Origin of the sequence: Pseudogemmobacter sonorensis, assembly GCF_042762395.1 — a bacterium.
Classification (GTDB): domain Bacteria; phylum Pseudomonadota; class Alphaproteobacteria; order Rhodobacterales; family Rhodobacteraceae; genus Pseudogemmobacter; species Pseudogemmobacter sonorensis.
In genome coordinates, this window is sequence record NZ_JBEFZE010000029.1 from 44,437 (window position 1) to 51,684 (window position 7,248).

General features: G+C 65.6%; 11 protein-coding genes and 1 pseudogene. 11 read left to right on the forward strand and 1 reads right to left on the reverse strand.

Features of this window, described 5'->3' with window-relative positions:
* Nucleotides 1–981, forward strand: coding sequence for a LysR family transcriptional regulator (locus ABNX41_RS16995; protein ID WP_438670902.1), 981 nt, complete (start codon nt 1–3; stop codon nt 979–981).
* Nucleotides 982–983: 2 nt separating this feature from the next.
* Here the strand turns inward: ABNX41_RS16995 and ABNX41_RS17000 are convergent, their stop codons facing one another.
* Entirely contained in the window at nt 984–2,219 is a 1,236-nt protein-coding gene (locus ABNX41_RS17000) for a DegT/DnrJ/EryC1/StrS family aminotransferase (protein WP_438670903.1), read from the reverse strand.
* 322 nt (nt 2,220–2,541) lie between these two features.
* Here ABNX41_RS17000 and ABNX41_RS17005 point away from each other — a divergent pair.
* The 10 genes and pseudogenes from ABNX41_RS17005 to ABNX41_RS17050 all read left to right on the forward strand — a co-directional run bounded on the left by ABNX41_RS17005 (nt 2,542) and on the right by ABNX41_RS17050 (nt 7,192).
* A pseudogene (locus tag ABNX41_RS17005) lies at nt 2,542–3,455 on the forward strand (IS5 family transposase).
* 64 nt (nt 3,456–3,519) lie between these two features.
* Nucleotides 3,520–3,738 (forward strand): antirestriction protein ArdA, encoded by a 219-nt coding sequence (locus tag ABNX41_RS17010; protein ID WP_438670904.1) that lies wholly within the window; start codon nt 3,520–3,522, stop codon nt 3,736–3,738.
* A gap of 201 nt (nt 3,739–3,939) precedes the next feature.
* Entirely contained in the window at nt 3,940–4,155 is a 216-nt protein-coding gene (locus tag ABNX41_RS17015) for a transcriptional regulator domain-containing protein (protein WP_438670905.1), read from the forward strand.
* A 67-nt stretch (nt 4,156–4,222) separates the two neighbouring features.
* Nucleotides 4,223–4,723, forward strand: coding sequence for a DUF2285 domain-containing protein (locus ABNX41_RS17020; protein WP_438670906.1), 501 nt, complete (start codon nt 4,223–4,225; stop codon nt 4,721–4,723).
* Nucleotides 4,724–4,781: 58 nt separating this feature from the next.
* The gene (locus ABNX41_RS17025; RefSeq protein WP_438670907.1) at nt 4,782–5,588 is read left to right on the forward strand and encodes an AraC family transcriptional regulator; all 807 of its coding nucleotides are present in this window, start codon (nt 4,782–4,784) and stop codon (nt 5,586–5,588) included.
* 70 nt (nt 5,589–5,658) lie between these two features.
* Nucleotides 5,659–6,060 carry a DUF2000 domain-containing protein gene (locus tag ABNX41_RS17030; protein WP_438670908.1) on the forward strand — a complete coding sequence of 134 codons (402 nt, stop codon included), beginning with the start codon at nt 5,659–5,661 and terminating at the stop codon, nt 6,058–6,060.
* A gap of 3 nt (nt 6,061–6,063) precedes the next feature.
* Complete coding sequence (locus tag ABNX41_RS17035; protein WP_438670909.1) at nt 6,064–6,414, forward strand: phage head-tail joining protein; 351 nt, start codon at nt 6,064–6,066, stop codon at nt 6,412–6,414.
* A gap of 1 nt (nt 6,415) precedes the next feature.
* The gene (locus tag ABNX41_RS17040; protein ID WP_438670910.1) at nt 6,416–6,784 is read left to right on the forward strand and encodes a DUF2190 family protein; all 369 of its coding nucleotides are present in this window, start codon (nt 6,416–6,418) and stop codon (nt 6,782–6,784) included.
* Nucleotides 6,785–6,797: 13 nt separating this feature from the next.
* Nucleotides 6,798–6,989 (forward strand): hypothetical protein, encoded by a 192-nt coding sequence (locus tag ABNX41_RS17045; protein WP_438670911.1) that lies wholly within the window; start codon nt 6,798–6,800, stop codon nt 6,987–6,989.
* A gap of 14 nt (nt 6,990–7,003) precedes the next feature.
* A complete protein-coding gene (locus ABNX41_RS17050) occupies nt 7,004–7,192 on the forward strand; it encodes a hypothetical protein (protein ID WP_438670912.1) in 189 nt (62 codons plus the stop codon).
* The last annotated feature ends 56 nt before the right edge of the window (nt 7,193–7,248 follow it).

Consider the following 7,248-nt stretch of genomic DNA (forward strand, 5'->3'; position numbering starts at 1 on the left):
ATGACCGAGGGCGCCGGGGAAGGCCGCGTCACCCTGTGGGGGATCGAGACCTTCCTTGCCGCCGCCGCCGAGGGCTCGCTCTCGGCGGCGGCGCGGCGGCTCGGCGTCAGCCCCTCGACGGTCAGCCAGCAGATCTCGGCGCTGGAGGGCGCGCTCGGGACGGTGCTCTTCGATCGCGCCAGCCGCCCGGTGCGGCTGACGCCCGAGGGCCGGATGTTCCGCCGCCACGCCCAGACCATGCTCAACGCCGCCGAAGAGGCGCGGGCCGAGCTTTCGCTGGCCGGAAAGCCCGGTCTGCGCACCCTGCGGCTTGGCATGATCGAGGATTTCGAGGCCGATGTGACCCCGGCCCTGCTGACGCGGCTGGCCGCCGACCTGCCCGATTGCCGCTTTCTGCTGGAAACCGGCCCCTCGCACCGGCTGATCGACCAGTTGGAGGCCGGGGCGCTGGATCTGGTGGTCGCGGCCGACCTTCCGGGCGAGCCCGTCCCCGAACCCCAGGCCGCCGAGCCCCGCGACAGCCACCCGCTGCTGACCGAGCCCTTCCTGGCCATCCGCCCCCAGGGATCCGATGGGATGGACCTGCCGCTGATCCGCCATTCCGCCCGGCTGCTGATGGGCCGCCAGATCGAGGCCCATCTGTCGCGCCTGAGCCCCCCTGCCCCGCCAACGGCCCGGCCCGGGCTCTTCGAGCTTGACAGCTATCACGCCATCCTGGCGCTGGTGGCCGAGGGCGCGGGCTGGGCGATCCTGCCGCCGCTGGCGCTGCACCGCGCGCGGCGCTTCCGCGACAGGGTCACGGTCGCCCCCCTGCCCTTCGCCCCCTTCGGGCGCAGCCTCTCGCTTTCGGCGCGCCCCGGCCTGGACCGCGCGCTGCGCGGACGGATCGCCGGGCATCTGCGCGGGCTGATCGGGCAGGAAATCCTTGCCCCCACGCTGGAGGACTGGCCCTGGCTGAAGGACGCGATGCGGCTGGCCTGAGCCTATCTCACATCCGCCACCGCGGCGAGGATGGCATCGGCGATGAAATCCAGCTCCTCGCGGCTCAGCCGCGTGGGCAGGCGCACGTCGCAGGCCCGCATCAGCATCGCCCGCGTGCGCGGCAGGTCGGGCAGATCGCCCAGGAACCGCCAGTTCCAATAGGCCCGCGCATTGCCCTCGCTCAGCCCGAAGACCTGGACCGAGACGCCGCGCGCCTTGGCCGCGCGCTGAAAGGCGCGGGCCTCGGCATCACTCCAGCCGCCGACAAGGTTGAACTGGATCGAATCTGGCGCGCGCTCCTCGGGCGCCAGCGGCGCGGGCACCGACAGCAGCGCCGAGCCGTTCAGCCGCGCCGCGACATGGTCATGCCCCGCCCGCCCGCGCGCCACCCTCTCCGCGACCAGGGGAAGTTGCGGCCGGATCACCGCCGCCGACAGGTTCTGCATCCTCAGATTGTAAAGCGGCAGCCGGTTCTGCCAGTTGCAGAAACTGTTCTGAAGCCCGGGGTGCTTCTTCCAGTTCTCCTCATAGGCGCCGGACATGATCACGGCGCGGGCGGCGATCTCGGGATCGTCGGTGACCAGGATGCCGCCCTCGCCCGCGTTGACCATCTTGTAGGACTGGAAGCTGAAGCAGCCCACCCGCCCGATGGTGCCGATCTTGCGGCCATGCCAGAGCGTGCCCAGCGAATGCGCCGCATCCTCGACCACCGGCACCCCGGCGGCGTCGCAAAGCGCCATGATCGCATCCATGTCCGAGGTGTGGCCGCGCATATGGCTGATGATCACCGCCGCGGCGCCGGGCAGCCGGGCCCTGAAATCGGCGATATCGACGCGGTAATCCTCACCGACCTCGACCAGCTCGGGCACGCAGCCCGCATGGACCACCGCCGAGGGGACGGCGGCGAAGGTGAAGGCCGGGATCAACACTTTCGCGCCCTCGGGCAGGTCCAGCGCCTTCAGCGAGAGGAAGAGCGCCGCCGAGCAGGACGAGACCGCCAGCGCATAGCGCGACCCCATCAATTCGGCGAATTCCGTCTCAAGCAGCGCGACCGGCGCATCCTTGGGCGCGGTGTAGCGGAACAGATCGCCCGAAAGCAGCAGCCGCTCGATCTCGGCCCGCGCCGCCGCCGGGATCGGCTCGGCGGCATGGGTGTCGAGGGCATGGCTTTGGTCAGCCTGCCCCAACGGGCCGGAGGCGAGAAGTTCGGAAGAAGGAGCAAAGTCGTCGGGTGCCATTTTCAGCTTTCCTGAAACTGTCGTTCGGGAAAGGTGTAAACACCGGCGATGCAACGGGCCAGTGACAATATTTCTCTCCGGCCCGTTTCCGCCGATGGAATTCTTCCACGCAACGGGCGTGAAACAGATGTATGTCTTCCGTTTGACGGAAACGCGTCCGGCCTCCGCAAGCGCCGAGCGCATGGATTGGATCATCTGACAGACTGCTGCATGCCTGATTTCATGAGGCAATGGAGCCACCCCCCCCGCGCACCGCGTTTTGTTGCGCTATCCCTCTGACTTGCGGAATCATGTTTTTGGGTCAGGGGTTTGGGATAGGCATATGAGCAAGGCCGTCCCCCTTTTCCGCACGACGAACTGGTCCAGCTACGGCCAGGCTCTGAAGCGCCGCGGCTTGCTGCTGGTATGGCTTGACCTGCAGATGTCATGGTCTGTGGCCCCGAACGGCAAGGTGGGTCATCCTGAGAGGTTCTCGGCAGCAGCCATACAGTTCTGCCTCTCGATCAAGGTGCTGTTCGGGCTGCCGCTCCGTCAAACGACGGGGTTTGTGGAGAGCCTGCGGGCTCTGAGCGGGCTCGACTGGCCGGTGCCGGATTACACGGACACTCTGCCGCCGACAGAAGCACCTGAAGGTGCAGATCCCGTATCGTGCCGCGCCCGGGCCGCTGCATCTGCTGATGGACAGCACGGGGATCCAGTTCTCGGGCGAAGGCGAGTGGCCGGTCCGCAAGCACGGAGCCAGCCGCCGCAGGCAATGGCGCAAGATCCCCATCGGTATCGATGCTGAAACGCTCGAGGTGCGCGCCGTCGAGATGACCAGCAACCGCATCGGCGATGCGCCCGTTCCGCCCGACCTGCTGGCGCAGATCCCGATGCAAGAGCGGATCGGCAGTGTCACCGCCGATGGCATCATACCGCCACGACGCAATGCCCGGGACTGGAAGGGCCACGATCCCGGCCTGCAGGCCCGCAACGAGGCCCTGCGCGCCTGCAAGCGCTTCGGGCGGGCCAACTGGAAGAAATGGTCCGGATATCATCGACGAAACCGCGTGGAGGCCAGGATGAGATGCCTCGAACCCCTCGGCGAGCGCATCATGGCCAGAGACTTCGACAGGCAGGATGCAGAGGTTCAGATCCGCATCGGGTCGCGGGTTCTCTCGAACCAATGGCGTTCACCTGCTCCACATGAACCGCTTCACATCCCTCGGCACGCCCGAGACTGTCCGAATGCGCTGAAGATAGCCGGGAAGGGGAGACCTGCCGCCTCAATCCGAATGGCGCAACAAGGCCTATCGGCGACATGGGCCAAGCCGAATCCACCTTGGAGGACTGCTATCATGGTCAGTTCGCCAGCCTTGCCCACTATATGGAGGAACTGACCACCGAAAGCGTCACGATCCCCGAGGCGCTGCGCTACTATGTCGATTGGAACGCGATGGCGCGCGACGCCGAGATGGGCGGCGACCTTTTCACCATCGAGACGGCGCACGGCGAGGTGCATGTGTTTTCCAACAGATGAAAGCCAGATCACCTTGCCCGCTACTTGCGGGCAAGGTGTTCGCCATATATCGACAACGCTGTTAAGAAGAAAATAACCAAGAGATTTATTGGGTTACGAACGTCAGTTATACCTTTGATGTAGCTACCGCAGTTTTCCCTAGTCTCGGATGCTCCCTGTTCGGGCTTTGCCTTGCATCGCCCGCAATGGGGAGGAGACGCCATGCTACGCATCAACTGGCGCTCACCGGCGGCTTACGGGCATGCGAAGCACATTCCGGCCGCTGGTTTCGCTTGGGAATATTTGCGCCGCAATGACGATTATCGTCACGAGTTCCAGACCATCGCACTGACCGGAGGGCCGCCCGACCGCGACCTTGAAGCGTTCGCGGATCGCTGGGGGTTGCGATTTCCCATGCGACCCCGACGCGCCGCCTGACCGGCAATCGCCAATCTGGACGCCGAGCCTTCAACCCCAAGCCGTGATGCTGTCGCCGGTTGGTCGCATGGATGGCGGCACCGAGCCGATATTGACGCTGGCGCATCTCGACGGACTCGACCTGCGCCGCGCTTCCGATGGCTGGCATGACATCTGGCAGGTGGATGGCGTTGGACATCAATTCTGGCTGCCCGAGGCGGTGCCGGATGCAGCAGCTTTCTATGCCGTCACCCTGCCGATGGATTCCTTTCTGGAGCTTCGCGCTCACGCCGCGCGCCGTTTCTGGCGATCCCTAAACGGCCGCGCGCCCGGCCCTGATTTCCGTGCCGTTCCCGCCCAGCTCCGGCAATGGCATATCCTGTCCCTGCGCGCGCTCGACGCCCGGCTGCGCGGCGAGAGCTACCGAACCATTGCCGAAGTCCTGCTCGGCTTTCGCGGCACCAAGGAGGATTTCGAGAACGATCCGCGCAAGAACAAGGCCCGCCGCCTGGTCGCGCATGGGATCAAGATGATGCGCGGCGGTTATCGGTTGCTGTTGCACTATCCGATAAAGATACAGCCAGAGTGACACAAAGAACCTCCGGCCTGTCTTCCTATATCCCGCGCCTCGGTATTAATCCTTCAACATGCAGCGAAATCTCTATCATCATCTTGGCTGGCATTACGGCATCGAACTTTTCGAGGCCGCGTTCAGCACCCAAACTTTCGGACGCCACGCGCATGAGGGCTTCGCCATCGGCGCAATCGCCGAAGGCGCGGGCGGCTATGTCTGCCGGGGCGAGAGCATGGTTCTGCCGGCGGGATCGCTGTCGCTCATGAACCCCGAGGAACCCCACACCGGCCATGCCGCTGCCGGCCGGGTGCGCTACAATATGCTCTATGCTTCCGAGAGCGCGGTGCGCGCGATTCTCGGCTTGCGGCATCTGCGCGGGTTTTCCGCTATCGCACCGCAGGACCGGGGGTTGAAGGTAACGCACGCCCTTGCCGCGCTGGCCCACCGCCTCAACAGCCAAGCAGCGGCGGATTGGCAGATCGCCGTCGAAGAAGCCGCCCATGACGTTCTGGTTCAGGCATTCACCCACTATGGCGGGGCCGAGCTGCGCGCGGCAGGCCGGGAGCCGGCCGCCGTCAGGCTGGTCAGGGCGCGGATCATGGCCGGGGTTGAAGCCGGCGAGGCGCTGACCCTCGCCGAGCTGGCGGGCGAGGCTGGCTTGAACGTGTCCTACCTGATCCGCAGCGTCAAACGCGCGACCGGCCTGACGCCCCACGCCCATATCGTGCAAGTCCGTGTGGATCACGCACGCCGGATGCTGTTGGACGGCACGCCCGCCGCAGAGGCAGCCATTGCGGCCGGCTTCTGCGATCAGGCGCATCTCATCCGGCAGTTTCGCCGCCATTACGGCGTGACGCCGGGCGCGCTGGTTCGGCACTGAAAGGTCAATTTGATCCAATCCCGATAGGGTCGAGCCATGTCAGAGCGTTCCGAAGAAAGGATCGTTCTCCATGTCGTTCAAGCCCGTCATTATCCTCGCCGAAGACCTGCCCATAGGACTCAAGACCAATTTCGCCGCCGTTCTCGGCATGAGCCTCGGCCAGTTGCGCCCCGAGCTGGTGGGGGCCGCGACCCTCACGCAGGACGGCGTGACGCTATCCGGCATCACCAGCGTTGCCCTGCCGGTTCTCGGTGCGCCTGCCGCCGATCTGCCCGCCTTGTTCCTTGCCGCCGCAGACCTGCCGATCCGGCTCGCCTATATGCGCTCCGCGTTCGAGGCGCGGGATTATGCGGACTACACCGCCCGCATCGCGGCCGCGCCGTTGGCCGATCACGCGCCGCAAGCGATCCTGCTCGGCGGTCCCCGTAAGGCCGTGGACCGGATTTGCGGCCGGCTGCCGCTGCTGCGCTGACCCATGCCGCCGTTCGAGACGCTTCTGGCCATGTCCGGCTTTGCGCTGGCTGCATCCGCGACGCCGGGGCCGGTCAACATCATCGGCGCGATGACGGGCGCACGCTATGGCGCTGCGCGGGCGCTGGCCTTCGTCACCGGCGCGACCGCGAGTTTCCTCGTTCTGTTTCTCGCCTTCGGCACGGGTACCCGGTTCTCGGGCGTCCGCACTGTGCGCGACCAGAATGGCGAGGAAGTCACCTATCGGTCGCAATCCGAGATCGAGCGGGCAATCGCCGCGATCGACTCCGAAATCGCAACCCTGCAACGCGGGCGGCTGTCGCTGATCCGTGTGCAATCCTCGAAAGGTCTCTGAGATGAAGAACTATATCCAGAAGGGTGACACGCTCACCATTCCCGCCCCGGCTGCTGTCGAATCGGGCTTCCCCGTGATTGCGGGCGCTATCGTCGGCATTGCATCGGGTGACGCGGCCAGCGGCGCCCCCGTGGATGTGGCAACTGTCGGTGTGTTCGAACTTCCGAAAGTTGCGGCGAATACCTTCGCTGTCGGTGCCGCTGTCTATTGGGACGACGAAGCCGAACTGGCAACCAGCACCGCCACCGACAACACCAAGCTGAGCGTGGCTGTCGCCGCTGCCGCCACCGACAACACCAAGCTGGGCGTGGCTGTCGCCGCTGCCGCCGCCTCGACCGCAACCGTCGCCGTCCGCCTGAGCGGCTTCTGAGGAGATCCAGACAATGGCGAAACTCTACGCAAAGCATCAGATCGTGTTGCCCGATGACGTGATTGTGCTGCCCAAGTCGGTGTTCGATGCCACCCCGGCCCAAGCCAAGCAGTTCGACAAGCTGAGCGCGGCACGGCCTGCTACCGCCGCTGAGGTTAAGGAGGCAGACGCTGCCGAGGCCGCAAGGAACGGCGTGGCCTTCTGACCATGACCCGTGGCATGAAATCCGATCTGGACAGGCTCCGGGCGGCTCATGCCACGGTTGCCCTGCTAGTTCTTAACGATGCCGTTTATGCGCCAATATTCGACCGGCTTGACCGTGAACTGGCGCAGGCGGAAGCCGCGTTCTCAGGCGATATACTGACCCGTGCCCGCGCTATCGTCGCGGCTCAAAGTGCGATGGCCTGAAGCAAGGTCTGCATATGCTCGACCGTTGCGCCCTTGCCGTAACGCTCACGGTCGAG

What these genes read in the sequence shown, in the direction of transcription:
- ABNX41_RS17010 (WP_438670904.1), top strand. Translation starts at nt 3,520, where the DNA reads ATGGGCCAAGCCGAATCCACCTTGGAGGACTGCTATCATGGTCAGTTC.
- ABNX41_RS17030 (WP_438670908.1), top strand. Translation starts at nt 5,659, where the DNA reads ATGTCGTTCAAGCCCGTCATTATCCTCGCCGAAGACCTGCCCATAGGA.
- ABNX41_RS17035 (WP_438670909.1), top strand. Translation starts at nt 6,064, where the DNA reads ATGCCGCCGTTCGAGACGCTTCTGGCCATGTCCGGCTTTGCGCTGGCT.
- ABNX41_RS17040 (WP_438670910.1), top strand. Translation starts at nt 6,416, where the DNA reads ATGAAGAACTATATCCAGAAGGGTGACACGCTCACCATTCCCGCCCCG.
- ABNX41_RS17045 (WP_438670911.1), top strand. Translation starts at nt 6,798, where the DNA reads ATGGCGAAACTCTACGCAAAGCATCAGATCGTGTTGCCCGATGACGTG.
- ABNX41_RS16995 (WP_438670902.1), top strand. Translation starts at nt 1, where the DNA reads ATGACCGAGGGCGCCGGGGAAGGCCGCGTCACCCTGTGGGGGATCGAG.
- ABNX41_RS17025 (WP_438670907.1), top strand. Translation starts at nt 4,782, where the DNA reads ATGCAGCGAAATCTCTATCATCATCTTGGCTGGCATTACGGCATCGAA.
- ABNX41_RS17050 (WP_438670912.1), top strand. Translation starts at nt 7,004, where the DNA reads ATGAAATCCGATCTGGACAGGCTCCGGGCGGCTCATGCCACGGTTGCC.
- ABNX41_RS17020 (WP_438670906.1), top strand. Translation starts at nt 4,223, where the DNA reads ATGGATGGCGGCACCGAGCCGATATTGACGCTGGCGCATCTCGACGGA.
- ABNX41_RS17015 (WP_438670905.1), top strand. Translation starts at nt 3,940, where the DNA reads ATGCTACGCATCAACTGGCGCTCACCGGCGGCTTACGGGCATGCGAAG.
- ABNX41_RS17000 (WP_438670903.1), bottom strand. Translation starts at nt 2,219, where the DNA reads ATGGCACCCGACGACTTTGCTCCTTCTTCCGAACTTCTCGCCTCCGGC.